This window comes from Blastococcus sp. KM273128 (genome assembly GCF_021698975.1).
In the GTDB taxonomy this organism is placed as follows: Bacteria; Actinomycetota; Actinomycetes; order Mycobacteriales; family Geodermatophilaceae; genus Blastococcus.
The window spans coordinates 33838-60673 of record NZ_SSXA01000012.1; the positions used below are offsets into that span (position 1 = coordinate 33838).

Genomic DNA, 26836 nt, shown 5'->3' on the forward strand with positions numbered 1-26836 from the left:
CGGGCTCAGCCCAGCCGCTCGGCCAGCAGCTCGGCGAGGTGCCGCCCGCGCCGGCCGGCGAGCTGGTCGAGCTGGGTGCGGCAGGAGAAGCCGTCGGCCAGGACGACGGCGTCGTCGGGGAGGTCGCGGACGGCGGGCAGCAGCTGCTGCTCGGCGACGGCGACCGACACGTCGTGGTGGCCCCGCTCGACGCCCCAGTTGCCGGCCAGCCCGCAGCAGCCGCCGAGCCGGGTGACCCGCGCGCCGGCCCGCTGGAGCAGCCGGGCGTCGGCCGACCAGCCCAGCACCGATGCGTGGTGGCAGTGCGGCTGGGCGACGATCTCCACGCCCTCCAGCGACGGCGGCGTCCAGCCGCGGGTGTCGCGGAGCAGCTCGGCGAGGGTGCGGGTGGCGGCCGCCACCTGCTCGGCCTCCGGCCCGCCGACGAGCTCGAGCGCCTCCGCGCGCAGCACCGCGGTGCAGGAGGGCTCCACGCCGACGACGGGGACGCCGGCGGCCGCGAGCGGGGCGAGGGCGCGCACCGTGCCGCCGAGGATGCGGCGGGCGGCGTCGAGCTGGCCGGTGGTGATCCAGGTGAGCCCGCAGCAGGTGTCGGCGCCGGGCACCTCCACGCGGTAGCCGGCGTCCTCCAGCACCCGCGCGGCGGCGTGCGCGACCTCGGGGGCGAAGTGGTCGGTGAACGAGTCCACCCAGAGCGCGACCCGCTGCCCGCCGCCGGCCGCGGGGCGCTGGGCCCACTGCTGCCGGAAGGTACGCGGGGCGAACGCCGGCACCGGGCGCCGCTGGTCGATCCCCGCGCCCCACTTGGCCACCGACCCCACCAGCGCGGAGCCGAGCATCGCGTTGACCAGGCGCGGGGCCCGGGCCACCAGGTCGGACCAGAACGGCAGCCGGCCCAGCGTGTAGTGCGAGCGGGGCCGCAGCCGCCGCCGGTAGGACTGGTGCAGCACCTCGGCCTTGTAGGAGGCCATGTCCACGCCGGTCGGGCAGTCCGAGGAGCAGCCCTTGCAGGAGAGGCACAGGTCCAGCGCCTCGTGCACCTCCGGCGCGCGCCAGTCGCGCACCGGGCCGCCCGGGGCGAGCATCTCCTGCAGCACCCGGGCGCGGCCGCGGGTGGTGTCCTTCTCCTCCCTCGTGGCCGGCCACGAGGGGCACATGACCGCGCCGGTGGACTGCAGGTCGGCCCGGCACTTGCCGACGCCGGTGCAGCGGTGCACGGCGGCCGAGAAGTCGCCGCCGTCGTGCCGGTAGGCCAGCGCCAGGCCCTCCGTCAGCCGCGGCGCGGCGGCGATGCGGACGTCCTCGTCCAGGGGCGCGGGGCGGACCAGCACGCCGGGGTTGAGCACGTCGGCGGGGTCGAACACCGCCTTGACCCGGGCGAAGAGGTCCAGCGCGGCGGGGGAGTACATGTGCGGCAGCAGCTCGCTGCGCGCCCGCCCGTCGCCGTGCTCGCCGGAGAGCGACCCGCCGTAGCCGGCCACCAGCCGGGCGGCGTCCTCGACGAAGGACCGGTAGGCCGCGCGGCCGCGGTCGGCGCCGGCATCGAACGGGAAGTCGATCCGCACGTGCACGCAGCCGTCGCCGAAGTGCCCGTAGGGCACGCCCTGCAGGCCGTGGCCGTCGAGCAGCGCCTCGAAGCCGCGCAGGTACTCGCCGAGCTTCTCGACCGGGACCGCGGCGTCCTCCCAGCCGGCGTGCGCCGGGCGGCCGTCGGAGGTCCGGTTCGCCAGCCCCGCGCCGTCCTCCCGGATCCGCCAGATGGCCGCGGCGTGCGCCGGGTCGGTGACGACGAGGGAGTCCAGCGCGCCGGCGTCGGCCAGCACCCCCTGCGCCTTGGCCTGCACCTCGCCGACGGTCTCGCCGGTCAGCTCCACGATCAGCCACCCGTCGCCCCGCGGCAGCTCGGGGACGACGGCGGCGGGCACGTCGCGCAGCCGCTGCACGATCCGCTGGTCCAGCCCCTCCACCGCGGTCGGCTCGTGGGGCAGCAGACCGGGGGTGGCGTCCGCGGCATCGGCCATGCTCGGGTAGCCCAGCACGACCAGGCCGCGGACCGGGGCGTCGGCGACCAGGCGCACGGTGGCCCCGAGGACGACGGCGAGGGTGCCCTCGCTGCCCACCAGCGCCCGGGCCACGTCGAACCCGCGCTCGGGCAGCAGGTGCTCCAGCGAGTAGCCCGACACCTGCCGGCCGAAGGTGCCGAGCTCCGTGCGGACGGTGGCGAGGTGCCCGGCGACCAGCCGGTGCAGGTCCTCGAGGACCCCGGGCACGGGCTCGGTGCCCGGGCCCAGCCGCAGGCGGGCCCCGCTGCCGGTGACGACGTCCAGCCCCACGACGTTGTCCGACGTCCGGCCGTAGCCCAGCGCCCGGGAGCCGCAGGCGTTGTTGCCGATCATCCCGCCGATCGTGCAGCGGTTGTGCGTGCTCGGGTCGGGGCCGAAGCGCAGCCCGTGCGGCCGGGCGGCGGTCTGCAGCGCCGCCTGGACCACGCCGGGGTCGACCGTCGCCGTCCGGGCCTCGGCGTCGATGCCGTGCACCCGGTTGAGGTGGCGGCTGGTGTCCAGCACCACGCCGGTGCCCACGGCGTTGCCCGCGATCGAGGTCCCCGCGCCGCGGGCGGTCAGCGGCACCCCGAGCGAGCGGCACACGTCCAGCGCCGCCACGATCTCGTCGGGGTGGCGTGGCCGGACCACGGCCCGGGGGAGGACGCGGTACAGCGACGCGTCGGAGGAGTACAGGGCGCGGGCCAGCCCCGAGTCGTCGACGTCGGCGATGCCGGCGCGGCGGAGCTCGGCCACCACCGCCCGCCCGTCGTCGGTGCGCGTCGTCGTGTCCGCGGCCGGTGCGCTCATGGTGCCGAGTCTGGCTCCCCCCTCCCGGCCCGGCGCGCCCGGCCCCCGGGACGGCCGTGGCCGGGCACCATCGGGTGCCCGGCCACGGCCGGAGGGGGTGCGCCGGTCAGGACGCCGGCGGCTCGTCCTGGCCCGACTCCTCGGCCTCGTCGGCCTCTTCCTTGGTCTTGTGCACCGCGCCGTCGGCGTGCTCCGGCGGGCCGTAGACGGTGTACAGGACCAGCGGGTTCTCGCCGGTGTTGAGGAAGTTGTGCTTCGTGCCGGCGGGCACGACCACCAGGTCGCCCTGGGCCACGTTCTTCTCGCTGCCCGAGATGACGGCCTTCCCGATGCCGCTGACGAAGGTGAGGATCTGGTCGATGTCCTCGTGCGTCTCCTCGCCGATCTCCCCGCCCGGCGGGATGGTCATGATGACCAGCTGGGTGTTCTTCCCGGTCCAGAGGACCCGGCGGAAGTCGGGGCTCTTCTCGGCCTCGGTCGCGATCGTGTAGTGGATGACGGACGCCATGGACGGCGCTCCTCTCGTCTCGGGGACGGGCGGCTGCGGCCGGCCGGGCGCGGGGCGCCGGCCGGTGACGGGCCTGCTCCTGCCCGGTCCGGGCCGGGAGTAGTCGTCCCCGGGCCAGCGGTGTCGATCACGCCCTGGGGGCCGGCACCACCCCGCCGGCGGTCACCGCGGGCACGGCGCGGGCCCGGCGCAGCCGCAGCAGGCCGACCCCGACCAGCAGCAGGGCGGTGATCAGCGCGGTGGCGACCAGGGAGAGCAGGGTGAGTCGCCCGGTCGCGGCGAGGCCGGTCGCCACGGCCACCTCCAGGGCGGCGGCCGCCCACACCGCCGCGCCGGCGAGCCGGTCGGCGGCGGCGATCCCCGAGAACAGCAGCAGCTGGGCCAAAGCCAGCAGCGTGCCCAGCGCGGCGAACAGCCAGGCGGCCGAGCCCAGCGCGGCGCCGTAGGCCGCCCCACCGACGAGCGGGAGGGCGGCCCCGCCCAGCGCCGCGGTGCCCGCGGTCAGCAGCGCGCCGACGGCGGCCACGGCGCCGAGGGCCGAGGGCAGCACCCGGTGCCGTCCGGCGGCGTCGGCCAGCCGGGGGAGCAGCACCACCCCGATGCCCTGCGGCAGCCAGAACGCGACCTTGGCGACGATCGAGGCGACGGCGTACTCGCCGCTGGCCGCGCCGGGGAGGTGGTGGCGGGCCAGCAGCAGGTCAAGGTTGAGCAGCACGACCAGGCCCAGCAGCGCCCCGGCCGCGCGCAGCGACGCCGCGAGCGGCCGGCGCAGGCCGCGCACCAGCCCCGGCCGGCCCGCGGCCACCCACCCACCGGCGGCGGTGAGCGCGGCCCCGGCGGTCATGCCGGCGAGGGCGCCCGCCGGGCTGCCGGCGACGAGCAGCCCGGCGAGCCCGCCGGTCAGCTTGCCGGCGCCGAAGGCCACGGTCAGGACGGCGAGCCGGCGGAAGCGCCCGGCGCCCTGCAGCAGCCCCTGGTACCCGACGGCCACGGTCTGCGGGAGCAGCAGCAGGGCCAGCCATACCGCCGCGCCCGCGGTGGGGAGGTGCAGGAGCGCGACGAGCACGGGGACCAGGGCCAGCGCCACGGCGCTCACGCCCAGCCCCACGGCCAGCGCGGTGGCGTGCAGCCGGCCGGTCGTCCGCCGGTCGCCGTCCCGCCCGCCCAGCAGCAGCGCCGCCGTCGTCTGGACGCCGGTGCCGGGCACCGAGCCGACGAGCACCACGCCGAGCAGCGCGGCGAGCTCGCCGTAGGCGGCCGGGGCGAGCAGCCGGGCGGCGAGCACGGTGAACACGTACGCGAGCGCGTTGGCGCCCAGGAACGCCACGGACACCAGCGCCGCGGACCCGAGGGCGCGCGGCTGCGACGCCGCCGCGTCCTCCGGCGGGCGGTTGCCCGGTTCCACCGCGTGCACCCCCTTACCCTGCGCTCGTCCGCCCGGCACCCGGCGCGGGGATGCCAGGACAGGGGGACGAGGCCACGTGGACCAGCGGTGGACCCGGCCGGACGCGGCGCCGTGGCCGGCCCGGCTGCTCGCGCTGGCGGCGGCGCTGCTGGTCACCGGCCCGGCGCTGGCCCCCGGCTTCGTGCTCCTCCGCGACATGGTGTTCGTCCCGCGGCAGGACCTCGACGCGGACGCGCTGGGGCTCGGCGGGACGCTGCCGCGCGCCGTGCCGGTGGACGCCGTCATGGGCGTGCTGACCGCCGTGGTCCCCGGCGACCTCGTGCAGAAGGCGGTGCTGCTGGGCACGGTGTTCGCCGCGGTCCTCGGCGCGGCGCGGCTGGTGCCCCCCGGCGACGACGGCCGGCGCGGGGCGGCGGGCGCCGTCGCGGGGCTGGTCTACGGGTGGAGCCCCTACCTCGCCGAGCGGCTGCTCATGGGGCACTGGACGCTGCTGCTCGCCTACGCCGCGCTGCCCTGGATCGCCCGGGAGTCGCTGCGGGTGCGCGGCGGTGCGCCGGGTGCGCTGCCCCGGCTGCTGCTGGTCTGCGTGCCCGCGGCCCTCTCCCCGACGGGCGCCCTGCTCGCCGCGGGCGTGGTGCTCGTGCTGGTCGGCCGGGAGCGGCTGCTCCCCGCCGGCGGCGGGCTGCTGCTGCTCTCGCTGCCGTGGCTCGTCGCCGGGGTGCTGCACCCCGCGGGCGGGGCCTCGGACCCCGCCGGCGTGGCGGCGTTCGCGGCGCGCGCGGAGAACTGGGGCGGGACCCTGCCGGCCCTGCTCGGGACCGGCGGGATCTGGAACGCCGGGGCCGTCCCCGGCAGCCGGACCTCGGTGCTCGCACCGCTGCTCACCGCGCTGCTCGTGGCGGTCGCCGTCGCCGGCTGGGCGCGGCGGGAGGTGCTGACCCACCCGGCTCGCGGGCTGCTCGGGCTGGCGGCGGGCGGGCTGCTGCTCGCGGCCGCCGGCACCCTGCCGGTGCTGGACAGCCTCCTCGCGCAGGCCGTCGCGCAACTGCCCGGGGCGGGGCTGCTGCGCGACGGGCACAAGTGGACGGCCTGGTGGGCGCTGGTGCTGGCCGTCGGCGCCGGGCTGGGCACCCGGCGCCTGGTGGGCGCCGTGCGCTCGCGCGGCGGGGCGGCGGCGGCCGCCGCCACGGCCGGGGTGCTGGTCGTGCTGCCGCTGGTCGCCCTGCCCGACCTGGCCTGGGGCGTGGGCGGGCGGCTGCAGCCGGTCGCCTACCCGGCCGACTGGCAGCGCGTGCGGGACGCGCTCGACGGCGCCGAGGGGACCGGCGACGTCCTGGTGCTGCCGTTCGGCGCCTACCGCGCGTTCGGCTGGAACGACGGCCGCCCGCAGCTGGACCCCGCGCCGCGCTGGCTGCCGCTGCCCGCGGTCACCGACGACGCGCTGGTGGTCGGCGGCCGGGCGGTGGCGGGGGAGGACCGGCGGGCGCGCGCGGTGGCCGCGGCCGCCGGCGACCCGCGGGCGCTCGCCGCCCTCGGCGTCGGCTGGGTGCTGGTGGAGCGCGGGACGCCCGGCCGCGCCGTGCCGGCGGCGGTCGGGAGCCTGCCCGTGGTCGTGGACGGGGCGGACCTGCGGCTGCACCGGGTGCCCGGCGCCCGGCCGGCGCCCGGGCCGTCGCCCGTCCGGGTGACCGCCGTGGTGGCGGCTCACGGGGTGGCGCTCGGCGTCTGCGTGGGAGCGGTGTTGTGGATCTTCGCCGCGGCATCTACCGTGACGGGCCGTCGTCGACTCCTGCGGAAGCGAGCCTCCCGATGAAGACCCTGATCGCCGTTCTGATCGCCATGGGTGGCGGCGCCGGTCTCGCCGTCGCCGCGGTCGCCGGGGTCTCCGCCGCCGTCGACCCCGACAACTCCCTCGAGCAGGCCGGCCAGCAGGTCGACGTCCTCGACTACGGCACCCGCTGACCCCCGCAGGGCCGCCGACAGCACCCCGGCGAAGCCCCGGACGCTCGCGTCCCAGCTGAACCGCTCCGCGTGGCCGGCGGCGGCCTCGCCCATCCGGCGGCGGGTCTCCCCGTCGGCGAGCAGCCGCTCCACGGCCGCCACCATCCCCTCGAGGTCGTCGACGAGCACCCCCGTCCGCCCGTCGACGACGGACTCGCGCAGGCCGCCGGCCGACCGGTAGCCGACCGTCGGCACCCGGTGCCCGCCGGCCTCGGTCACCACCAGGCCCCAGCCCTCCTTGACCGACGGGCACAGGTGCACCCAGGCCCGGGCCAGCGACTCGTGCTTGGCCTGCTCGTCGACGAAGCCGTGGAACTCCACGTGCTCCCGGACGCCGAGCCGCTCGGCCGCGGCGACCAGCTCTTCCCGCCACCAGCCGTCACCGACGACCGACAGCCGGAGCCCCGGCCAGCGGGGCCGGAGCCGGGCGAGGACCTCGATGGCGTGCTCCACGCGCTTGTGCGGGACCAGCCGGCCCAGCACCACCAGGTGCGGCTGCGGGTCGGGCGCGGCGCGGACCGTCGGCACGGGGTCGACGCCGTTGGGCACCACGGTCACCCGCTCGGCCGCCACCCCGAGGGTCGCCAGCTCCGCGGCCGTCGCGCCCGACACCGTCACGTAGCGGCTGCGCCGGTACAGCCGCGGCGCGACCACGGACTCCAGCCACCACCCGACGGCGCCGCCGATGCGGCCGAAGACGATCGGCCACTGCTCCCGGTGCACGTGGTGGACCAGGTTGACGACCGGACCGCGCCGGACGAGCGGGCTGGCGAACGGCAGCCCGTTCTGGACGTCCACGACGAGGGCCGGCCGGGTGCGCCGGACGTGCCGCAGCGCCTGCGGGTAGACCGTGAAGCGCCCGCCGCGGCGGACGACCTCCACCCCGCGCACCGTCTCGGCGGCCGGCGCGAGGTCGTGCGCGGCGCAGAAGAGCCGCACCCGCAGGCCGGCGGCCGCCAGCCGTTCGGCGATCCGGTGCACGTAGCGTTCGGACCCCCCGCCCTCGGGGTGGCTGGCGTCCCTCCAGTTGACGAACAAGACGTCGATCTGCGCCGGACGCGAGAGCATCAGGCGACACTACCGCCGGGTAACAAGAACTCCACCAGCCCGTTCACCGCTTAGGACGGTTTTCCGACAATGGCACGTTCGGCGACGATGTCGCGGTCGATCTCGCTGTTCCGCGCCTTTCTCCGGGAGCAGAGCGAGCCGGATCTGTTCTACGGCGTGCTCGCGGCCGACTCGGCGCGCCAGCTCGCCGAGCACGTCCCGCTGGACGGTGCGCTGCTGCTCGACGTCGGCGGCGGGCCGGGCTACTTCGCCGCGGCGTTCCGCGCGGCCGGGGCCCGCTACGTGGGGCTGGAGCCCGACGCCGGTGAGCTCGTCGCCCGGGGGGAGCCCGAGCCCGGGACGGTCCGGGGGAGCGGGGAGGCGCTGCCGGTCCGCAGCGCGAGCGTCGACGTCTGCTACTCGTCGAACGTGCTCGAGCACGTCGCGCACCCGTGGGCGATGGCGGCCGAGATGGTGCGCGTGACCAGGCCGGGAGGGACCGTCTACCTGTCCTTCACCCCGTGGTGGTCCCCGCACGGCGGGCACGAGACCGGCCCCTGGCACTACCTCGGCGGGCACCGGGCGCGGCGCCGGTACCGGCGCCGCGAGGGCCGGGAGCCCAAGAACCGCTTCGGCGAGTCGCTCTTCCCGGTGTCCGTCGGGGCCGCGCTGCGGTGGGCCCGGCGCTGCCCGGACGTCGACGTCGTCGCGGCCTACCCGCGCTACCACCCGTGGTGGGCGCGCTGGGTCGTGGCCGTGCCGCTGCTGCGGGAGGTCGTCTGCTGGAACCTGGTCGTCGTGATGCGCCGCCGCTAGCTCCGGGTCGCGCCCCGGCGCGGTCCACCAGTCGCCGGTAACGGCGGTTACCGGCGGCCTGGCCGGGCGGCCCGCCGCTCCTGGTACGGCTGGTTACCGGGCCGCGGCGTCGCCCGGACGGGTGAGCGGGGGAGCGCGCCGGTACCGCCCGGTATCCCGCATCGCGGAGGAGTGGTACCCCTTCGTACCAGCCGGTGTTCACCTTTCGGCTACTGGTCAGTAGTGTTGCCGCGCCGCGACGCCGGTGGAGCCGTCGCGCCGATGCAGAGGAGCCAACCGCATGCGAGGACGCGTTCTCGGGCTGGTGTTGCTGGGTGCGGGGGCGTTCCTCATCGCCGCGGCGCTCTCCGTCCGGCTGATCCTGGCGCCCACGATGGTCAAGCTGCCGCTGGACCAGACGGCGGCGCCCACCGCCTCGGGCACCGGCGTGAGCTTCTTCGACCTCGGGGAGATGCGCCAGCTGCGCGGCCTGGAGGCCGAGGTGCAGCAGCGCGTGCAGGGCGACCCGGGGTCCGAGGACGCCGGCGACGACGTCGCCGTCTGGAGCTTCGGCTCGACGGTGAACGACGCCGACGGGACGCTGCTGAACGCCTCCACCTACCGGGTGTGCCTGGACCGCACCGAGGCCGTCGCCGTCGAGTGCGGCTCCGACCACGTCGACGACGACCGCAGCAAGGACGTCGAGGGGCTCACCCTCACCTTCCCCTTCGGCACCGAGCAGCGCGACTACGAGCTGTTCAACCCGACCACGGGCATGTCGTTCCCCGCCCGCTTCCAGGGCGTCGAGGAGATGGAGGGGCTCGAGGTCTACAAGTTCGTCACGACCGTCCCCGAGACGGTCATCCGCGAGACCGACGTCCCCGGCGCGCTGGTGGGCGACCCCGAGGCCGGCACCGTCCCGGCCGAGGTGGTCTACAGCAACGAGCGCACCGTGTGGGTGGAGCCGACCAGCGGCGTCGTCGTCACCGCGTCGGAGTCGCCGAACACCGTGCTCCGCGGGCCCGACGGCACGACCGGCGTCACGATGCTGGCCGGCACCTTCAGCGGCACCGAGGAGACCGTCGCCGCGGGCGTGCAGCGCGCCGAGGAGAACCGCGACCGGATCACCCTCATCCAGCAGACCGTGCCCCTGGCCGTCGGCGGGATCGGGCTGCTGCTGGTCGTGGGCGGCGTCGTGCTGGTGGCCCGCGACCGGCGCGGGGACCGGGCCGCGCACGCCGGCGGCTCCCGGGCGGCCACCGGCCGCTGACCGGCCGGGGAGGGGCGGCCCTCCCCGCCGGTGCACCCATGGCCACCACCCTCGCGCGCGAGCCCGCCGGGTCCTCCCCGGCGGGCTCCGCGCGCTCCCCGGACCCGGCACCTGCGCCGGGTGCCGCACGCGGCGGCGGCAGCCGGCTTGTCTGGCGGGTCCGCCTGGCCGCGGTGTGCGCGGCGCTGACCGCGCTCGCGCTCGCCCAGTCGCCCGGCCGACTGGTGGCCGACACCAAGCTCGACCTCTACACGGACCCGGTCGGCTTCCTGTCCCGGGCGCTGCAGCTGTGGGAGCCCGAGGGGTTCGCGGGCCAGGTGCAGAACCAGGCCTACGGCTACCTGTTCCCCATGGGGCCGTTCTTCGCCCTCGGCCAGGGCGCGGGCATCCCGCCGTGGCTGGTGCAGCGGCTCTGGTGGGCGCTGCTGCTGTGCACCGCGTTCCTGGGTGTGGTCCTCCTGGCCCGGCGGCTGGGCATCGGCACGCCCGGCACCGCGCTGCTGGCCGGCCTGGCCTACGCCCTCGCGCCCCGGATGGTCTCGCTGCTGGGCGCGGTCAGCATCGAGGTGCTCCCGATGGCGCTCGCGCCGTGGGTGCTGCTCCCTCTCGTCGGGGCCGGGCGGCACGGCTCGGCGCGCCGCGCGGCGGCCTTCTCCGGCCTCGCCGTGCTGTGCGTCGGCGGGGTGAACGCGGTCGCCACCGCCGCCGTCCTGCCGCTGCCGGTGCTGTACCTCCTCACCCGGCCGCCGGGGCCCTTCCGCCGGCGGCTGGTGGCCTGGTGGCTGGGCGCGGTCGCGCTGGCGACCAGCTGGTGGGCCGTGCCCCTGCTGATCCTGGGGCGGTACAGCCCGCCGTTCCTCGACTTCATCGAGACCGCCGCCACGACCACGGCACCGACCGACCTGACGACGGTCCTGCGCGGGGCCACCCACTGGGTCCCCTACCTGGCGACGCCCACCGGCCCCTACTGGCCGGCGGGGTGGGCGCTGGCGCGGGACGCGCTCCCCGTCGCCGCCACGGTCGTCCTCGCCGCCGCAGGGCTGGTCGCGCTCACCCGCCGGGGGCTGCCGGAGCGCACCTGGCTGGTGCTCGGGCTGCTCGCCGGCGTCGTGCTCGTCTCCCTCGGCCACGTCGCCGCCGTCGACGGGCTGCTCGCCGGCCGGCTGCACGAGGCCCTGGACGGCGTGCTCGCCCCGCTCCGGAACGTGCACAAGTTCGAGCCGGTCCTCCGGTTGCCGCTGGCCCTCGGGCTGGCCCACCTCCTCGCCGTGCTGCTCCGCCGGGCGCGCGAGCACCCGGCCACCGCTCCCGGGCACCCGTTGTGGCCCGGACGGCCCGGCCGGGAGGGGGCGCGCGCCGTCCTCGCGCTGCTCGCCCTGGCGCTGCTGGCGACGACGTCGCCGGCGCTGGCCGGCCGCATGGCGCCGCAGGGCACGTTCGCGGCGATCCCCTCGTACTGGCAGGAGACGGCGGACCACCTCGCCGCCGCCCAACCGAGCGGACGGGCGCTGCTGGTCCCGGGGTCGTCGTTCGCCACGTACGCGTGGGGGTCCACCGGCGACGAGCCCCTGCAGGCGCTGGCGCGGTCCCCGTGGGAGGTGCGCAGCGCGATCCCGCTGACCCCACCCGGGCACATCCGGCTCCTCGACGCGGTGGAGGAGCGGCTGGCCCGCGGCGCCGGATCGGCCGGGCTGGCCCGGGCCCTCGCCCGGGCCGGGATCTCGCACGTGGTGCTGCGCAACGACCTCGACGCCGGGCCCGCCGGGGCGACCCGCCCGGCGCTGCTGCGCCAGGCGCTGCTCGGCTCACCGGGCATCGAGCTGGAGGCCGGCTTCGGCCCCGACCACCCCGCCGAGACGCCGTCCGCCGGCATGCGTTTCGACGCCGGGCTCCAGGAGCCCGCCCCGGCGGTGCAGGTCTTCACCGTGACCGATCCGGCGCCGCCGGCCTGGACCGCGCCGCTGTCCGACGCCGTCACGGTGCACGGCGGCCCGGACGCGGTGGTGGCGCTGGAGGAGCAGGGGCTGCTCGACGGCCGGCCGGCGCTGCTCGCGGGCGCCGGCCCGGCGGCGGGGGAGACCGGCGCGACCCTGGTCAGCGACGCCCTGGTCCGGCGGGAGCGCACCTTCGGCCGGCTGACCGGCGCGGAGTCCGCGGGGCTCGCGCCGGAGGACCCGCTCCGGCTGGCCGGTGCGGCAGTCGACTACCCGGTGGCGGGGCCGGCCCGCAGCACCGTCCGGTACGGCGGTGGCACGCCCAGCGCGGGGAGCTCCGCCTCCGACCCGGGTGCCGCCGGCGGCGCCCGAACCGACGCCTCGCCGTGGGCGGCGGTGGACGGCGACCCGCGGACGGCGTGGCGCCCCGCAGAGCACGCGGCGGCGCCGGCGTCGCTGTGGTGGCGGCTGGAGACCGACGAGCCGTTCCTCGCCGGCACGGTCACGGTGACCCTGGACCCGTCGGCGGCGGAGCTCCCGGCCCGGGTCCGCCTCACCACCGACGCCGGCGCCTTCGACGTGGCGGTGCGCGGCACCGACCAGCCGCAGCAGCTACCGCTGCCGCCGGGCCGCACCTCCACCCTCATCATCGCGCCGTCCACGGGCACGGACGGGGCCGTGGCGCTGGCCGAGGTGGAGCTGCCCGGCGTCGCGGTGACCCGCACCGTCGTCACGCCGGAGGCGGACGGGCCGGTCGACGCCTTCGCGTTCGACACCTCCGGGCCCGGGCGCGCCGGCTGCCTGGAGGCCGCGGACGGCCCCCGCTGCGGTGCCGCGCTGCCCACGGGGGCGGAGGAGCCGCAGGGGCTCGACCGGGCCTTCACCGTGCCCCGGCCGGGTCGCTACGAGCTGTCCGTGACGGCGGTGCCGCGGCCCGGGCCGGCGCTCGACGCGCTCCTCGCCGGGGCCCGGGGCGGCGGGGTCGCGGTGACGGCGAGCAGCAGCGCCGTCGAGGACCCCCGCGGCAGCGCGGCGGCCGCCCTGGACGGCGACCCGCGCACCGCCTGGCTCGCCGATCCGGCCGACGGGGCGCCCTGGCTCGAGCTGCGGTGGAGCGAGCCCCGCACCGTCGACTCGCTGCGGGTGGTCACCCGGGAGGGCCTGGCGGCCGCGGTGCCGACGGCGGTGACGGTCGAGGCCGGTGCCGGCCTGCCCGCGCTCCTCGCCCTCGACGACGACGGCACCGCCCGGTTCGCCCCGGTCACCACCGACCGGCTGCGGGTGGGCCTCCGGCAGCCGCTGGGGCTCGAGTCGTTCGATCCCTACAGCCGCACGACCGACCCGCTCGGCGTGGGGGTCAGCGAGCTGCAGGTGGGGGCGCCGAACCCCGCGCCCGACGCCGGGACGCCGCTCGAGATCCCGTGCGGGGAGGGCCCCGAGGTCACCGTGGGCGGGACGTCGTTCCGGACGACCGCCCGCACCACGGTCGGTGCGCTCACCTCGTTGCAACCGCTGCAGCTCGCCGTCTGCGGCGAGGCGGGCCCCGTCGACCTCGCTGCGGGCGAGCACCGGCTGGTCGCACCGAGCACCGACGTCCTCAGCGTGGACGCGGCCACGCTGACCAGGCCCGGCGCGGGCGGCGAGGGGGTCGACCGCCGGGCCGCGGACGTGGTGCGCTGGGACGCCGAGCACCGCCGGGTCGAGGTCGGCGCCCGCGCGGAGAGCACGCTGTTCGTGGTCCCCGAGAACACCAACGCGGGCTGGACCGCGACGCTCGACGGCCGGCCCCTGGAGGCGGTCGCGGTCGACGGGTGGCAGCAGGGCTACGTGCTGCCCGCAGGTCCGGGCGGCACGGTCGCCCTCGACTTCGGCCCGGGCACCGCCTACCGGACGGCGCTCGCGGCCGGGGCGGGCGCGGCGCTGCTGCTCGTCGCGCTCGCCGCCGTGCCGACGCGCGCTGGCACGCCGCGACCCGGGACCGGGCGGAGCCGGGCGGCGGGGGCCGCGGTGGTGCTCGCGGCGGTCGCGGGGACCGCGCTGGCCGGCGGCCTGGTCGGGCTCGGGGTGCTCGCGGCCGCCTACCTCGCCGGCCGGTGGGCCGGCCGGCGTCGCCACCTGGTCCTCGGCGCGGCGGCCGCCGGTGCCCTGGGTGCCTCGGGCGCGCTCCTGCTGCTGGCCCCGGACGGCACCTCGACGGCGCGCCAGGTGTGCGCGCTGGTCGCCCTCGCCGCCGTCGTCGCCGGGGTGCTGCCCGGTCCGCCGCGGGAGCTCCCGGCCCGGCTCGCGGGCCGCCGGAGGGCGTGAGCCGGGGTCAGCCGCGCGCGGCCGGTCCCGCGGGGACGCCGGCCGCGTGGCCGCCCGCGCCGGTGCCGGCGCTGCCGTCCCGGGAGCCGGGGCGGTCGGGCACCAGGTCCCGGAAGCGCTGCACGAGCGGTCGCTCGATCACCCGGTAGACCAGCGCGGCGACGGCGACGGCGACCAGCCACGTCACGGGCAGCACCAGCGCCAGGGGGTGGCTGAAGACGTCCCACAGCACGAACAGCAGCGGCATGTGGAAGAGGAACAGCCCGTAGGAGCGCTCCCCGAGCCAGTCCATCGGCCGGCTGGCGAGGAGGCGGCGCCCCCGGCCCGCCGCCTGGTCGCCGAACACCAGGGGCCAGAGGGCCAGCGCGGCCACCCCCGTGTAGAGCACGTGCTTGGTGATCCCCTGCCCGGCGGTCAGGGCCGAGGAGAGGTCGACGGGGCCGGTGAAGGGCCCCGCGGCGACCCAGAACAGCGCCGCGGCCGCGCCCCAGCACGTCCACGGGCTGCCACCCAGCTCGTGCGCCCGGCGCACCGGCGCCCAGTCGGGGGAGGCGACGGAGAGCACGGCGATCGCCATGCCGGCCCCGAACCACGACGCGTAGGCCGGCAGCCACAGCGTCAGCGAGCCGAGCAGGTAGGGGTCCGAGGCCGCCCACGCGAACCAGGCGAAGCCCAGGAGGGAGGCCGCTCCCAGCGCGACGAGCAGGAGCCCGGGACGCCACCGCCCCCCGCACAGCCGGAGCAGGCCGGCGACGATCGCGGGGAGCAGGACGTAGAAGGAGACCTCGGTGCACAGGCTCCAGGCGTGGTCCAGGCCGTCGGCGTGCCAGTCGCGGGAGTAGATCTGGGTGAGGGTGAGGAAGCGCAGCCAGTCGCCGCCGTCCATCTCCCGGTTGCCGGGCAGGAACAGCCCGGCGACCACCACGCACACCCAGTACGCCGGCAGGATGCGCAGCGCGCGGCGCCAGAGGAAGGCAGCGGTGCGCGGGGCCGGGCGCCCCTCGGCCGCGGCGCGCAGGAGCGGCTGGGAGAGCAGGAAGCCCGAGAGCGCGAAGAAGACGGCGACGCCGACGTCCAGCCGGGCCAGCGCGTAGCCCACCGTGTCGGCGGTGTACGCGCCGGTCCAGAAGGCCGCGTGGGTGGTGACGACGGCGGTCGCCGCGAGGGCCCGCAGACCGTTGAGGCCCGGGTAGCGCACGGCGGTCAGCCGGCGCCGGGGACGAGGGCGAGGGGCTGCCCGACGGCCACGGAGGTCACGCACAGCGGGGCCTCGCGGTCGGCCACCTCGAGGACGACGCGGTCGACCGACCCGGTCACCTGCACGAACAGGTTGTGCACCCCGGCCTCCGCGACCCCCGCGCCGGCGGTGTCCCCGGCCCGCACGGTCACCAGGTTGCCCATCCCCGCGAAGTAGGAGATCTGCACCAGCCAGCGGCCGTCCGGCGTCGCCCGCGGCAGCTCCACCTCGGCCGGGTCGTCGCCGGCAGGCCAGCCGCAGTCCGGTGCCAGGCCGGGACCCGAGGTGGACACCGGGTCGACGACGGCCAGCTGCCCGTGGCCCTGGTCGTCCAGGGTCACGATCTCGTCGACGACCTGGCCCTCGGCCAGGAAGGCCGGCAGCCGCGGCAACCCGGCCAGGACGACCGACGCGCGGTTGGCCGGCGCCAGCTCCTCGGGCACGACGTGCGACGGCACCGGGCCGTCGGCGAGGACCAGCTCGGCCCGGCCGGTGAGGTCGGCCTTCGCGTTGTCGACGAAGTCGCTGCCGGCGTTGGCCGACCAGTGGCGGGTGAAGCCGGCGGTCGAGAGGACGGCGCCGGCGACGAGGGCGGCGGCCACCGCGAGCCCGACCCCGGTGCGCGCGACGCGGTCGGTCGCCCGCACCGCCGCCCCGCGGGTGGTCCACCCGCGCCGGGCCAGGACCCGTGGCGCCTCCCGGACGGGGAGGAACGCGAGCCCGGCCGCCAGCGCCACCACGAGCGCGACCGTGGCGGGCGGGACGAGGCCCGCCGGCACCGCGCCGGCCGTCGCGCCGGCGGCGGAGGCACCGAGCACGGCGGTGACGACGACCACCGCGGCGAGCAGCCAGGCGCGCAGCGCGCCCCGGTGGACCAGCACGGAGGCGAGGACGACGAGGGCCAGCGCCACGGGCGCGCCGCGCACCAGGCCGATCGGTGGGTCGGGCGTCGCGAGCGGGGCCAGCGCGGCCTCCCAGCGCCAGGGGCCTCCGACCAGGCCGGGGAGCACGGTGCGGGTGAGGACGTCGGGCAGCGCGCGCAGCCCCCCGGCGAGGGCGGCGCCGTCGACGAGCGGCGCCCCGGAGGCGAGCAGGCGCACGCCGAGGCCCACGGCGACGGCGACCAGGTGCGCCGCCCAGACCAGGCGCAGCCGGGCCAGCGCGCGCAGCCGGGCCGCCGGCGGGCCCCCGGTCGCCCACAGCGCCGTGCCGGCCAGGAGCAGCAGCGGCACCAGCGCCGCCTCGACGGCGAAGAGCACACCGGCGGCGATGGCCAGCGCGCTGGTCACGAGGGGTGCGCGCGCACCCGTCCGCAGCGCCTGCACGTGCCCGCGGACGGCGACCAGCAGCGCGAGCTGCAGCGGCAGCTGCACCAGGGCCGCGCTCCACCACAGCCCGCCGGGGAGGGTGAGGGAGCTGGCCAGGTAGAGCGTCAGCGGCAGCAGCACGGCCGGCCGGCGGCCGAAGAGCTCGACCAGCAGCCGATACAGGAGGAGGTCGACGAGCAGCTGCCCGAGCAGCTCCAGCCCCACGAGGGCCGGCCACGACAGCGGCGCGATCGCCGCGACGCCCCGCGCCAGGCCCACCGCGCCGGGCGGGCCGGGGATCTCGACCGGCAGGCCCGCGGCCACCGCGGCCGCGAGGAAGTCCGGCCCGGTGAGCCAGCCGCTCGCCGCGGCCCAGCCCCGGAGGAGCAGGTGGCCCGCGATGAGCACGGCCGCCACCGCCGGGACGACGACCGCGCGGTCGATGCGCAGCTGCACCACGGTGGTCCCCGGGCGCGGGGGAGCCTCCGCGGGCGCGTCGACGTCGACGCGCGGGGGTGCGCTCATGGGGCTCCGTCCACTCCGACCCGGCTTCCGGGGCAGCGTAGACAGCGGGGCTACCGAGCGGTAGTACCCGTTGGTACCACCCGCCGGCCCATTAGGGACGGCGTTCGAGCAGGCCGACGACGGTGGCCGTCGCGGCGTCGACGTCCTCGGGCAGCAGCGCGGCCTCGCCCCGCTCCACCCGCGCCAGCATCAGCTCGTTGATGCCGCCCACCGCGGCGAGCACCAGTTCCCGCTCGACCGGCCGCACCTCGTCCGGGAGCTCCTGCGCGAGCCCGCCCGCCACCTCGCAGATGAGGTCGACGTACCGGTCGATCACCTGCCGGCGCAGCGCCCGGGCCCGCGGCCCCGCCGCCTGGACCTCGACCAGCGCCGCCCAGGCGACCGCCGGCCCCGCGGCGAGCGTCTCCAGGTAGGCGCCGATGCCCGCGCGCAGCCGCGCCCGCCAGGGCAGCCTGGAGGCGTGCGCCTGCTCCTGCGCCCGCCGCACGGTGCCGAGCACCTTGTCGTTGGCCCGGGTGTACAGCTCGAGGAGGCACTCCTCCTTGTCGCGGAAGTGGGCGTAGACGATCGTCTTGGACACCCGGCCGGCGCGGGCGATGTCGGAGATCGTGGTGGCCTGGTAGCCCTTCTCGGCCATGCAGGTGGCCAGCGCCCAGAGGATCCGTCCGCGGCGGTGCCCGTCGTCCACGGAGGGATCGTCGGTGGGGTCGACCAGGGGGTCCATCGCCCCCGGAGGTTAGTGGCCCGGGAGGGCGCGGTGAGGCATTTCACCGGCCCGGCGTGGAATGCCGGGCCGCGCTGCGGTGTCGTGCCCAGGTGACCTCCGCCCCGGCCGCCCGCCCGTCGGCCCGCGCCTACGCGATGTGGCTCGTCGGGCTGCTCGCGTACGCGGTCGCGGTCTTCCACCGCTCCTCGCTCGGGGTGGCCGCCGTCGAGGCGCAGGAGCGCTTCTCGGCCGGGGCGTCGGCGGTGTCGCTGTTCCTCGTGCTGCAGCTCGCCGTCTACGCGGCGCTGCAGGTCCCGGTGGGCGTGGCGCTGGACCGGTTCGGGTCGCGCCGGATGATCCTGGCCGGCGCGGTGACGATGGCCGCCGGGCAGCTCCTGCTCGCGCTCGCCGCCGACGTGCCCACCGCCGTCGCCGCGCGGGTGCTGGTCGGGGCCGGCGACGCCATGACCTTCATCAGCGTGCTGCGCATCGTCGCCCTCTGGTTCCCCGGCACCGCGGCGCCGCTGGTCACCCAGCTCACCGGCATCCTCGGCCAGGTCGGCTCGATCGTCGCCGCCTACCCGCTGGTCGCCCTGCTGCACGCCACCTCGTGGACGGCGACGTTCCTCGGCGCCGCGGCGACCGGCGTGCTCGTCGCGGTGCTCGTGGTGGCCGCGCTCCGGGACGCCCCGCCCGGCACCCCGCCGCCCGCCGCGCCACCGGTGGCGGAGCTGCGCCGGGGCCTGGTGGCGACCTGGCGCGAGCCCGGCACCCGGATCGGCCTCTACACGCACCTGGTCACCCAGTTCTCCGGCACGGTCTTCGCGCTGCTGTGGGGCTACCCGTTCCTCGTGGTCGGCCAGGGGCTGGCGCCCGGGACGGCAGCCGGCCTGCTCACCCTGCTGGTGCTGGTCGGCATGGGGGTCGGGCCGGTGCTGGGCAAGCTGTGCGCCCGCTGGCCGCTGCGCCGGTCGGTGCTCGTCTTCGGCATCCTCACCGCGACCGCCACCGTCTGGACCGTCGTCCTGCTGTGGCCCGGGCGCGCGCCGCTGTGGCTGCTGGTCGTCCTCGCCGCGGTGCTCGGCACCAACGGCCCCGGCTCGATGATCGGCTTCGACTACGCCCGCACGGAGAACCCCGTCGAGCGGCAGGGCAGCGCGAGCGGCGTGGTGAACGTGGGCGGGTTCGTCGCCTCCCTCCTGACCATCCTGGCCGTCGGGGCGGTGCTGGACCTGCTGACCCCCGGCGCGTCCACCGACTACGACCTGGACGCCTTCCGCGCGGCGTTCGCCGTCCAGTACGTGTTCTGGGCGATCGGCCTGGCCGGGGTGGTCCGGCACCGCCGGGAGCTGCGCTCGCGGCTGGCCCGCGACGGGGTCGTCCTGGTGCCGCTGCACGCCGCCGTCCGCGGCCGGCTGCGGGCGGCCGGGCGCTCCGCCGAGCGGGTGCGGCCCGGCCGGGGCGGCAGCCGGGGCCCGGGCGGCCGGTAGCCTCCGCCGTCCGGGCGGTTCTCGAGGACGGTGGGTGCGGTGGGCTTCGACCAGGTGCGCAGGGACTGGACCACCCTGGGGGCGGAGGACCCGCTCTGGGCCGTCCACGTCGCCGCGGACAAGCGCGGCGGGCGCTGGGACGCCGACGCCTTCCTCGAGCTCGGCCGCCGAGACGTCGCCGTCGCGCGGGAGCAGCTCGCGTCGCTGGGTCTGCCGACGACGTGGGACCGCGTCCTGGACTTCGGGTGCGGGGCCGGCCGGCTGAGCCAGGCGCTCGCCGAGCACGCCCGCGAGGTGGTCGGTCTCGACGTCTCCGCCCCGATGCTGGAGACCGCCCGCGCCCTGGACCGCAGCGGTGGCCGGGTCCGGTTCGTGCTGGGTGAGGACCCCGACCTGCGGGCCTTCCCGGACGCCTCCTTCGACCTCGTGTACACCGAGCGGGTCCTCCAGCACCTCCCGTGCCCGGTCCTCGAGACCTACCTGGCGGAGTTCGCCCGCGTGCTGCGCCCCGGGGGCGTGGCGGTGGTGCACTGCACCACCCGGCCGATGTGGACCCCGCGCGGGGTCGTGTGGCGCGTGGCGCCGGCGCCGCTCGTCCGCTGGGCCCAGCGCCGGCTGCTCGGGTACCCGGCGCCGATGCGGATGACCGGGGTGCCGGAGCGGCGGGTCGCCGAGGTCGTCGCGGCGCACGGCGCGGAGGTGCTGGACGCCGCCGCCGTCGACGAGCCGGCCACCCACTGGCGGGCGCGGCGCTACGTGATCCGCCGGCCCGCCGCCGGCTGAGACCGCGCGGGCGCCGCGCGGTTGCCACCCCCTGGGGGTGCGGGCACGATGCTGACCAGCGGAGGAGCCGGTCAGGGGGGTGCCCGTGGACGTCGTGGTCGGGCTGGACTCGGGCACCACGGCGACGAAGGCGGTCACCGCGGGCACCGACGGCCGGGTCCGCGACCTCGCCAGTGTCGCCTACCCGCTGCTGGTGCCCGCCCCCGGCCGCGCCGAGCTCGACGCCGGGCGGCTGGCCGCGGCCGCCGTCGAGGCGCTGGGCGAGGTGGCCGCCCTGGCCCGCGAGCGCGGGGACACCGTCGTCGCCGTCTCGCTGAGCGCGGCGATGCACGGCCTGGTGCCCATGGACGACGAGGGTGCCCCGCTGGGCCCGGTGGTGACCTGGGCGGACGACCGCGCCGCGCAGTGGGCCCAGGCGCTGGTGGCCGACGGCCGCGCCGCCGACCTGCACGCCCGCACCGGCACCCCGGTGCACGCGATGTCGCCGCTGGTGAAGCTCTCCTGGGAGCGGGCGGAGGACGCCGCGCGGGTGGCCGGCGTGCCCCGCTGGGGCGGCGTCAAGGAGCTGGTGGTGGCCGCCCTCTGCGGCGGCCGGCACGTGCTCGACCGGTCCTGCGCGTCGGCCACGGGCCTGTACGACATCCGCGGCGGGCGCTGGGACGAGGAGGCGATGAGCATCGCCGGCGTGCGCCCCCGCCAGCTGGGCGAGGTGCTGCCGACGACGGCGGTGCTGCCCGGGCTGCGCCCCGAGGTGGCCGCCGCCACCGGCCTGCCGGCCGGGACGCCCGTGGTCGTCGGCGCCTCCGACGGGGTGCTGGCCAACCTCGGGGTCGGCGCGGTGCGCTCCGACGTGGCCGCCGTGTCCCTGGGCACCAGCGGGGCGATGCGCGTCGTCGTCCCCCGGCCGACCGTGGACCCGGGGCGGCGCCTGTTCTGCTACGCGCTCACCGACGACGCCTGGGTGGTGGGCGGCGCCATTAACAACGGCGGCTCGGTGGTGCGCTGGGCCGCGGAGGCGTTCGCCGCCGGGCCCGACGGCGCCGAGGGGCCGGTGGGGGAGGAGGCGGACGACCTCGACGCGCGGCTGCTGGAGGAGGCGGCGGCGGTGCCGGCCGGCAGCTCCGGCCTGCTGTGCCTGCCCTACCTGCTCGGCGAGCGGGCACCGTGGTGGCGCTCGGGCATGCGCGGGGCCTACCTCGGGCTGCGCCGCGAGCACCGCCGCCCGCACCTGGTGCGCGCCGCCGTCGAGGGCGTCTGCCAGCAGCTGGCGCTGGTGCGCGACGCCTTCGCCGCCACCGACGTGCCGGTGCGCGAGGTGCGGGCCACCGGCGGTGCGGTCGCCTCCCCGCTGTGGATCGAGACGCTGGCCGCGGCCCTGGACCTGCCGGTGCGGGTCGCCGACTCGCTGGAGGGCACCGGCCTGGGTGCCTGCCTGCTGGGCTGGCACGCCTTCGGCGCGCTCCCCGACCTCACCGCCGCCACCTCGCTGGTCGACGTCCACGAGCCGGTGCTGCCCGACCCGGGCGCGGTCGAGGTGTACCGGCAGCTGCGCCCGCTCGTCGACCGGTCCACCACGGCCCTGGTCGACGTCCTGACCACGCTCGACGCCCTGGACGACGCACCGATCCGATCCACCTGAGCCCGTGGAGGGGACATGCCCGAGGTCGAACCGGCGCTGAGCGCCGGCCCGCTGCTGCTGATCGCCGCGGTCGCGGTGGGGGTCCTGCTCTTCCTCATCATGAAGCTCAAGCTGCACGCCTTCGTGGCGCTGATCCTGGTCAGCCTGCTGGTGGCGCTGGCCGCGCAGGTGCCGATCGGCGACGTCGTGGACACCATGACCTCCGGCTTCGGGTCCACGCTCGCCGCCGTCGCGCTGCTGGTCGGCCTGGGCGCCATGCTCGGGCGGCTGTTCGAGCACAGCGGCGGGGCGCAGGTGCTGGCCGACAGCCTGATCGGGCGGTTCGGCGAGCAGCGTGCGCCGCTGGCGCTCGGTGTCGCCGCGCTGCTGTTCGGGTTCCCGATCTTCTTCGACGCCGGCCTGGTCGTCTTCCTGCCGATCGTGTTCACCGTCGCCCGCCGGCTGGGCGGGTCGCTGCTGACCTACGGCCTGCCGGTGGCGGGCGCGTTCGCCGTCATGCACGCGTTCGTGCCGCCGCACCCCGGGCCGGTCGCCGCCGCCGAGCTGGTCGGCGCCGACATCGGGCTGACCCTGGTGTTCGGCCTGGTCATCGGCATCCCGACCTGGTTCCTCGGGAGCTACCTGTTCGGCCTGTGGGCCGGCCGCCGGTTCGACATCGCGGTGCCGGACATCCTGTCCGGGGAGCGGACCGCCGACGACGCCCCGGACCCCTCGGTCGAGGGCACCTCGCCGGGGGTCGCCACCGCCGCCGGCGCCCGGGCGGGCACCGCGACCCGGCCGGCGCCGCCCCGGTTCGGCACGGTGATCGGCATCCTGCTGCTCCCGCTGGTGCTGATCTTCCTCAACACCGGGCTCTCCACCCTGGCCACCGAGGGGGTGCTCGACGAGGAGTCGCTGGTCGTCGAGTGGGGGCAGCTCCTCGGCGCGACGCCGATCGCCCTGCTCATCACCGTGCTGGTCGCGATGTGGGTGCTGGGCCGGCGCCGCGGGGACAGCGGCGCGGAGGTCGAGTCGATCGTCAACAGCGCCCTCGGCCCGGTCTGCGCGATCATCCTCATCACCGGCGCCGGCGGCATGTTCGGCGGGGTGCTGCGCGCCAGCGGCATCGGCGCGGCGCTCGCCGACGTCCTGGGCGACATCGGCCTGCCGGTGATCGTGGCGGCGTTCGTCATCTCGACGCTGCTGCGGGTGGCGCAGGGCTCGGCCACCGTGGCCCTCACCACCGCGGCCGGCCTGATCGCGCCGGTGGTGGAGGCCACCGACGGGCTGAGCTCGATCGACCTCTCGCTCATCGTCATCGCCATCGCCGGCGGCGCCACCGTCCTCTCGCACGTCAACGACTCCGGCTTCTGGCTGGTCAGCCGGTTCTTCGGGATGGACGAGAAGACGACGCTGAAGACCTGGACGGTGATGGAGACGCTGCTGGGCACCATCGGCTTCCTCCTCGCCCTGGTGCTGAGCCTCTTCCTCTGACCACGACGGCGGGGCGGGGGAGGGCCGGCCGCACCGACTGCGGCGCGCCGGTGGGCGCGCCATAGTGGGGCATGCCGCTCCTCCCACGTGCCGCGGCCGCCGGTCTCGGCGCGCTCGCCGCCGTCGCCGTCCGTGACCTGCTGCAGCGGGAGCACACGCTGCTGCGCAACTACCCTGTGCTCGGGCACGCCCGCTACCTGCTCGAGTCGATCGGCCCCGAGCTGCGCCAGTACCTGGTGGCCGGCAACAACGAGGAGCGGCCCTTCACCCGCGACCAGCGGCGCTGGGTCTACGCCTCCAGCAAGCGGGAGAACAACTACTTCGGCTTCGGCACCGACAACGACATGGAGTTCACCGCGGGCTACCCGGTGATCAACCACCGCACCTTCGGGCCTTGGGTGCCGGCGACCGACGTGCACGCCGGGCAGGACGTCGACCTGCCGTGCGCCAAGGTGCTCGGCGCCGCCCGCGGGCGGGCCGCCGCCTTCCGGCCGTCCTCGGTGGTCAACATCAGCGCGATGAGCTTCGGCTCGCTCTCGGCGCAGGCGGTCGAGGCGCTCAACCGCGGGGCGGCGATGGCCGGCTGCCTGCACAACACCGGCGAGGGCGGCATCTCCCGCCACCACCGCCACGGCGGCGACCTCGTCTTCCAGATCGGCACCGCGTACTTCGGCTGCCGCGACGAGCACGGCCGCTTCGACCTGGACCGGCTGAAGGACCTCGTCGCCGGGGCCCCGGTGCGCGCGCTGGAGATCAAGCTCAGCCAGGGGGCGAAGCCGGGGCTGGGCGGCGTGCTGCCCGCCGCCAAGGTGTCGGCGGAGATCGCCGCGGCGCGCGGGGTGCCCGAGGGCGTGGACTGCATCAGCCCCTCGCGGCACGCCGAGTTCTCCGACGCCGACAGCCTGCTGGACTGGGTGGAGCTGCTGGCCGCCGAGACCGGACTGCCGGTGGGCATCAAGTCCGCGGTCGGGGACATGACGTTCTGGGAGGAGCTCACCGGGCTCATGGCGAGCACCGGCCGCGGCGTCGACTTCGTGACGGTCGACGGCGGCGAGGGCGGCACCGGTGCCGCCCCGCTGATCTTCACCGACTCGGTGTCGCTGCCCTTCCAGCTGGGTTTCGCCCGCGTGCACGCGCTGTTCGCCCGCGCCGGGCTTGCCGAGGACGTGGTCTTCGTCGGGGCCGGCAAGCTGGGCCTCCCCGACAACGCCGTCGTCGCCTTCGCGCTGGGCTGCGACATGGTCAACGTCGGCCGGGAGGCGATGCTGGCCATCGGCTGCATCCAGGCGCAGAAGTGCCACACCGACACCTGCCCGACCGGGGTGGCGACCCAGAACGCCTGGCTCACCCGCGGCCTGGACCCGGCGCTGAAGTCGGTGCGGGCGGCCAACTACATCGCCACCCTGCGCCGCGACCTGCTCAAGGTGGCCGAGGCGTGCGGCGTCGCGCACCCCGGGCTGATCGACACCGGGTCGGTGGAGGTGCTGACCGGGCGGACCACCTCCGCGCCGCTGCGAGAGGTCTACGGCTACGAGCCGGGCTGGGGCCTGCCCTCGGAGGCGGACCGCGCCGCGATCACCGCGCTGATGCTCGGCGAGGCGCCCGAGGGCGGCAGCGCCCCGCCCTCACCGGACGCCGCCGGCTGACGGGGGCGCAGGAAGCTCCACCTGCGTCGTCGGGGCCGCGGATGCAGGTAGTGCCTCCTGTGCCTGGGGGAGGGTCAGGCGCCGCTGCCGCGGAGCAGGTCCTCGAAGGAGCCTGCGGGGTCGGCGAAGGGATCGGCCGGTGCGGCGGGCGGGCGGCCGGCCACCAGGTCGGCCAGCTCACCGGCGGCGCGGTGCACCCGGCTGGTGAGCGCCGGGCTGCCCTGCTCGCCCCCGGCCCAGTCCTCCGCCGCCGCGAAGACCGCCGTCGGGACGACGGTGGCCCGCAGGTAGGCGAACAGCGGCCGCATCGCGTGCTCCAGCGCCAGCGAGTGCCGGGCGGTCCCGGCGGTGGCGCCGAGCAGCACCGGCTTGCCGGTCAGCGCGTCCTTCTCGAGCACGTCGACGAAGGTCTTGAACAGCCCGCTGTAGGACGCCGAGAAGATCGGCGTGACCGCGATCAGCCCGTCCGCGCCGACGACGGTGTCCACCGCGCCGCGCAGCGCCTGGTTGGCGAAGCCGGTGGTCAGGTTGTCGGCGAGGTCGCGGGCGTGCTGCCGCAGCTCGACGACCTCGACGGTGGCCGCGACGCCGCGCTCGCGCAGCGCCGCGACCGTCGCCCCGGTCAGCCGGTCGGCCAGCAGCCGGGTCGACGACGGCGTCGACAGCCCGGCGCTGACCACCGCGAGGGTGCGGGTGCTCATCGGACCTCCACCTCGTCCCGGGCCCGCCCGGTCACGTCGTCGGCCGCGGCGTGCACCGTGGCGTCCTGCGCCCCGCCGGCGGCGGCGACGCGCGCGGCGTGGGTCGGCGCGTCGGGGACGTGCGCGGGCTTGAGCGCGGCGAACTCCCGGCGCAGCACCGGCACGACCTCCTCGCCGAGAATGTCCAGCTGCTGGAGGACGGTCTTCAGCGGCAGGCCGGCGTGGTCGATGAGGAACAGCTGCCGCTGGTAGTCGCCGACGTAGTCGCGGAAGCCCAGCGTCCGCTCGATGACCTGCTGCGGGCTGCCCACGGTCAGCGGCGTCTCGCGGCTGAAGTCCTCGAGCGACGGGCCGTGGCCGTAGACCGGCGCGTTGTCGAAGTACGGCCGGAACTCCGCGACGGCGTCCTGGCTGTTCTTCCGCATGAACACCTGGCCGCCGAGGCCGACGATCGCCTGGTCGGCGGCGCCGTGGCCGTAGTGCTCGTATCGGCGGCGGTAGAACTCCACCATCCGCTGGGTGTGCTCCTTCGGCCAGAAGATGTGGTTGTGGAAGAAGCCGTCGCCGTAGTAGGCGGCCTGCTCGGCGATCTGCGGGGAGCGGATCGAGCCGTGCCACACGAACGGCGGGACGCCGTCCAGCGGGCGGGGCGTCGACGTGAAGCCCTGCAGCGGGGTGCGGAAGCGGCCGGACCAGTCGACGACGTCCTCGGTCCAGAGCCGGCGCAGCAGCGCGTAGTTCTCCACCGCCAGCTCGATGCCGTTGCGGATGTCCTGCCCGAACCACGGGTAGACCGGTCCGGTGTTGCCGCGACCCATCATCAGGTCGACCCGGCCCTCGGCCAGGTGCTGCAGCATCGCGTAGTCCTCGGCGATCTTCACCGGGTCGTTCGTGGTGATCAGCGTGGTGGAGGTCGACAGCTGCAGCTTCTGCGTCCGGGCCGCGATCCAGGCCAGCGTGGTCGTGGGGGAGGACGAGAAGAAGGGCGGGTTGTGGTGCTCGCCCAGCGCGAAGACGTCCAGTCCCACCTCCTCGGCCTTCTGCGCGATGGTCAGCACGGCCTTCAGCCGCTCGGCCTCCGAGGGGGTGCGGCCGGTCGTGGGGTCGGTGGTGATGTCGCTGACGGTGAAGACGCCGAACTGCATCTCGCTCTCCAAACTGGTTGAGAGTGCAATCATCTCAGCCGGGTCAACGCACCGCCCCGCCTCGCTAT

The 26836-nt window shown here is 77.0% G+C and carries 18 protein-coding genes; 9 read left to right on the forward strand and 9 right to left on the reverse strand.

Annotation, left to right across the window (positions count from 1 at the left end):
* Positions 1 to 5 precede the first annotated feature (5 nt).
* The 3 genes from E9529_RS05780 to E9529_RS05790 form a co-directional block, all read right to left on the reverse strand.
* Positions 6 to 2852, reverse strand: a complete 2847-nt coding sequence (locus E9529_RS05780) for an FAD-binding and (Fe-S)-binding domain-containing protein (protein WP_236830170.1) — start codon at positions 2850 to 2852, stop codon at positions 6 to 8.
* 106 nt (positions 2853 to 2958) lie between these two features.
* Positions 2959 to 3360: a cupin domain-containing protein gene (locus E9529_RS05785; RefSeq protein WP_236830171.1), complete on the reverse strand. Its 402-nt coding sequence runs from the start codon at positions 3358 to 3360 to the stop codon at positions 2959 to 2961.
* A 127-nt stretch (positions 3361 to 3487) separates the two neighbouring features.
* Positions 3488 to 4774, reverse strand: coding sequence for a hypothetical protein (locus E9529_RS05790; protein WP_236830172.1), 1287 nt, complete (start codon positions 4772 to 4774; stop codon positions 3488 to 3490).
* A 67-nt stretch (positions 4775 to 4841) separates the two neighbouring features.
* Between E9529_RS05790 and E9529_RS05795 the strand changes: the two genes are divergently transcribed.
* Entirely contained in the window at positions 4842 to 6578 is a 1737-nt protein-coding gene (locus tag E9529_RS05795; protein ID WP_236830173.1) for a hypothetical protein, read from the forward strand.
* On the opposite strand, the gene E9529_RS05800 is transcribed toward E9529_RS05795, so the two are convergent.
* Positions 6470 to 7834: a glycosyltransferase family 4 protein gene (locus tag E9529_RS05800; RefSeq protein WP_236830174.1), complete on the reverse strand. Its 1365-nt coding sequence runs from the start codon at positions 7832 to 7834 to the stop codon at positions 6470 to 6472. The genes E9529_RS05795 and E9529_RS05800 overlap by 109 nt on opposite strands.
* A gap of 69 nt (positions 7835 to 7903) precedes the next feature.
* On the opposite strand from E9529_RS05800, the gene E9529_RS05805 reads away from it, so the two are divergent.
* The 3 genes from E9529_RS05805 (at position 7904) to E9529_RS05815 (ending at position 14116) form a co-directional block, all read left to right on the forward strand.
* Positions 7904 to 8629 (forward strand): class I SAM-dependent methyltransferase, encoded by a 726-nt coding sequence (locus E9529_RS05805; RefSeq protein ID WP_236830175.1) that lies wholly within the window; start codon positions 7904 to 7906, stop codon positions 8627 to 8629.
* A gap of 280 nt (positions 8630 to 8909) precedes the next feature.
* On the forward strand, positions 8910 to 9878 hold the full coding sequence (locus E9529_RS05810) for a DUF3068 domain-containing protein (protein ID WP_236830176.1): 969 nt from the start codon (positions 8910 to 8912) through the stop codon (positions 9876 to 9878).
* A gap of 38 nt (positions 9879 to 9916) precedes the next feature.
* Positions 9917 to 14116 carry an alpha-(1->3)-arabinofuranosyltransferase family protein gene (locus tag E9529_RS05815; RefSeq protein WP_236830177.1) on the forward strand — a complete coding sequence of 1400 codons (4200 nt, stop codon included), beginning with the start codon at positions 9917 to 9919 and terminating at the stop codon, positions 14114 to 14116.
* Positions 14117 to 14123: 7 nt separating this feature from the next.
* Here the strand turns inward: E9529_RS05815 and E9529_RS05820 are convergent, their stop codons facing one another.
* From E9529_RS05820 to E9529_RS05830, 3 genes are all read right to left on the reverse strand, one after another.
* Positions 14124 to 15314, reverse strand: coding sequence for an acyltransferase (locus E9529_RS05820; RefSeq protein ID WP_236830178.1), 1191 nt, complete (start codon positions 15312 to 15314; stop codon positions 14124 to 14126).
* A 5-nt stretch (positions 15315 to 15319) separates the two neighbouring features.
* Positions 15320 to 17185 carry a hypothetical protein gene (locus E9529_RS05825; protein WP_236830179.1) on the reverse strand — a complete coding sequence of 622 codons (1866 nt, stop codon included), beginning with the start codon at positions 17183 to 17185 and terminating at the stop codon, positions 15320 to 15322.
* Between the two features lie 91 nt (positions 17186 to 17276).
* Positions 17277 to 17909 (reverse strand): TetR/AcrR family transcriptional regulator, encoded by a 633-nt coding sequence (locus tag E9529_RS05830; protein WP_236830180.1) that lies wholly within the window; start codon positions 17907 to 17909, stop codon positions 17277 to 17279.
* Positions 17910 to 18001: 92 nt separating this feature from the next.
* On the opposite strand from E9529_RS05830, the gene E9529_RS05835 reads away from it, so the two are divergent.
* The 5 genes from E9529_RS05835 to E9529_RS05855 all read left to right on the forward strand — a co-directional run bounded on the left by E9529_RS05835 (position 18002) and on the right by E9529_RS05855 (position 24922).
* Positions 18002 to 19381: a nitrate/nitrite transporter gene (locus tag E9529_RS05835; protein WP_236830181.1), complete on the forward strand. Its 1380-nt coding sequence runs from the start codon at positions 18002 to 18004 to the stop codon at positions 19379 to 19381.
* Positions 19382 to 19420: 39 nt separating this feature from the next.
* Positions 19421 to 20164, forward strand: a complete 744-nt coding sequence (locus E9529_RS05840; RefSeq protein ID WP_236830182.1) for a class I SAM-dependent methyltransferase — start codon at positions 19421 to 19423, stop codon at positions 20162 to 20164.
* Positions 20165 to 20243: 79 nt separating this feature from the next.
* On the forward strand, positions 20244 to 21803 hold the full coding sequence (locus E9529_RS05845; RefSeq protein WP_236830183.1) for a gluconokinase: 1560 nt from the start codon (positions 20244 to 20246) through the stop codon (positions 21801 to 21803).
* 15 nt (positions 21804 to 21818) lie between these two features.
* Positions 21819 to 23276, forward strand: a complete 1458-nt coding sequence (locus tag E9529_RS05850; protein WP_236830184.1) for a GntP family permease — start codon at positions 21819 to 21821, stop codon at positions 23274 to 23276.
* Positions 23277 to 23347: 71 nt separating this feature from the next.
* The gene (locus E9529_RS05855) at positions 23348 to 24922 is read left to right on the forward strand and encodes an FMN-binding glutamate synthase family protein (protein WP_236830185.1); all 1575 of its coding nucleotides are present in this window, start codon (positions 23348 to 23350) and stop codon (positions 24920 to 24922) included.
* 74 nt (positions 24923 to 24996) lie between these two features.
* Here E9529_RS05855 and E9529_RS05860 read toward each other — a convergent pair whose 3' ends face one another.
* Positions 24997 to 25623 (reverse strand): FMN reductase, encoded by a 627-nt coding sequence (locus E9529_RS05860; RefSeq protein WP_236830186.1) that lies wholly within the window; start codon positions 25621 to 25623, stop codon positions 24997 to 24999.
* Positions 25620 to 26801 carry an LLM class flavin-dependent oxidoreductase gene (locus E9529_RS05865; protein WP_236830187.1) on the reverse strand — a complete coding sequence of 394 codons (1182 nt, stop codon included), beginning with the start codon at positions 26799 to 26801 and terminating at the stop codon, positions 25620 to 25622. The genes E9529_RS05860 and E9529_RS05865 overlap by 4 nt, the downstream gene beginning before the upstream one ends.
* Positions 26802 to 26836: the final 35 nt, after the last annotated feature.